Genomic DNA, 1,927 nt, shown 5'->3' on the forward strand with positions numbered 1-1,927 from the left:
CCCGCCGGCGCCATTGGTGCCGCCCAAGCCCGCGTTGCCACCCGCTCCGCCGCCTCCGCCGAGCCCTCCGTTGGCGCCGGCCTGGTTCGGGAAGATCGCGTCGGCTCCTCGGCCGCCGGCACCGCCCGCACCGCCGGTGCCGCCGACGCCGTCGTTGCCCCTCACCCCGCCGGCGTTCGCGAAGCCGCCCGCGCCCGCCTCGCCACCGGCGCCGCCGGTTCCGCCAGTTCCGGCCGCGCCGAACGAACTGCTCGCGCCGCCCTTCCCGCCGGCGCCGCCCAGGCCGCCGTTGCCGCCGGCGCCGCTGACGGCGCTTGTGGTGAAGTCGGTGTTCAGACCGCCGACGCCGCCGCTGCCGCCCCGGCCGCCGGCTCCGCCGTCGCCGCCGTTGAGGTCGAGCGCGCCATTGCCGCCGGCGCCGCCGGACCCACCGTTGCCCCCGGCTCCGCCCACACCGCCGCTCCCCGACGCGCCGATGCCGAAGCCTGCGTTGCCGCCGCCGCCCCCGGCGCCGCCTTCGCCGCCGCCGCCACCCGCGGAGGACGTGGTGCCGACGACGCCGGTTCCACCGTCGCCGCCGCGGCCGCCGGCGCCGCCGCTGCCGTTGATCCCGCCGGTGTCTGCGCCGCCGCCGGCGCCACCCTGGCCGCCCTGACCGCCGGCAAGACCCCACTGGCCTGCTCCGGCGCCGCCGGCGCCGGCGCCACCGGCGCCGCCCTGACCGCCGTTACCGCCGTTACCGGCGTTGCCGGCGACACCGCCCGCATTGGCCGCGCCGCCGGCACCGGCCTGACCACCGGCCCCGCCGGTGCCGCCGGTGCCGCCACCGCTGAACGCGCCGGCGCCACCGGCGCCTCCGGCACCCCCCTGACCGCCGTTGCCGCCGGTGCCGCTGACGGCACTGCTGAAGCCGCCGGTGTTCAGACCGCGCATGCCGCCCTGGCCGCCCTGGCCCCCGGCGCCGCCGTCGCCGCCGCTGCTGTTGACGGCGCCGCTACCACCCGCTCCACCGGCGCCGCCGTTGCCACCCGTGCCTCCCGCGCCGCCAATCGCGACGGCACCGCTTCCCGAGCCTGCGTTGCCGCCGCCGCCACCGGCGCCGCCGGCACCGCCCTGACCGCCGCTGCCGCTGCTGAGGGCGTTGTTGGCCCGGCCGGCGCCCCCGTCGCCGCCGCGTCCGCCCGCGCCACCGCCACCGTTGGCGCCGCCGGCGTCGGCCAGTCCGCCGTTACCGCCCTGGCCGCCCTGGCCGCCGTTGCCGCCGAAGCCTCCTGCGGCAACGGCGGTCAAGGTGGCGCCGGCGGAGCCGGCGGAGCCGGCACCCTGATGACCGCCGGCGCCGGTGGCACCGGCGGGACCGGAGGCGACGCGGGTCAGGGCGGCGCGGCCAACGTCGGCGGCTTCACCGGCAGCGCGGGTGTAGGTGGCGCAGGCGGGATTGGTGGTGACGGCGGTGCCGGCACCGGCGGCACCGGGCCCGGCCAGTCCGGGTTCAACGGGGGCGACGGAGGCCTGGGCGGCAACGGCGGCAGCGCTGATCTCGGTGGCACCAATGGCGCCGGTGGGGCGGGCGGCCGCGGCGGCGACGGTGGGGCCGGCAAGGCCGCCGCCGTCGGGACCGGCGGCCAGGGCGGCAGCGGGGGAAGCGGTGGCACCGGCGGCTTCGGAGGTAACGCCGGTTCCGGCAGCGGCGCAGTCGCCGCCGGCGGGGCCGCGGGAACCGGCGGAAACGGCGGCGCGGGCGGTGCGGGTGGCAACGGCGCACTCAACGCCGCCGGCGGCTCCGGCGGCGCCGGTGGCCGCGGCGGCGACGGTGGCGTCGGCGGTTTGGACACCGGAGGTCTCGGCAGCGCGATTGGCGGCACCGGCGGCAACGGCGGACTCGGCGGAGCGGGCGGCACCGGCGGGGCCGGTACCTTGTCCGCCG

2 pseudogenes are annotated in these 1,927 nt (G+C 81.0%); one reads left to right on the forward strand and one right to left on the reverse strand.

Going from position 1 to position 1,927, the window contains the following annotated elements:
• A pseudogene (locus tag AO501_RS40225) lies at positions 1-1,350 on the reverse strand (PE family protein); the annotation flags it as partial.
• Between AO501_RS40225 and AO501_RS39340 the strand changes: the two are divergent.
• Positions 1,327-1,927 (forward strand): annotated as a pseudogene (locus AO501_RS39340) (PE family protein); the annotation flags it as partial. The pseudogenes AO501_RS40225 and AO501_RS39340 sit on opposite strands and share 24 nt — an antisense overlap.

Origin of the sequence: Mycobacterium gordonae (assembly GCF_001417955.2) — a bacterium.
GTDB classification, from domain to species: domain Bacteria; phylum Actinomycetota; class Actinomycetes; order Mycobacteriales; family Mycobacteriaceae; genus Mycobacterium; species Mycobacterium gordonae_B.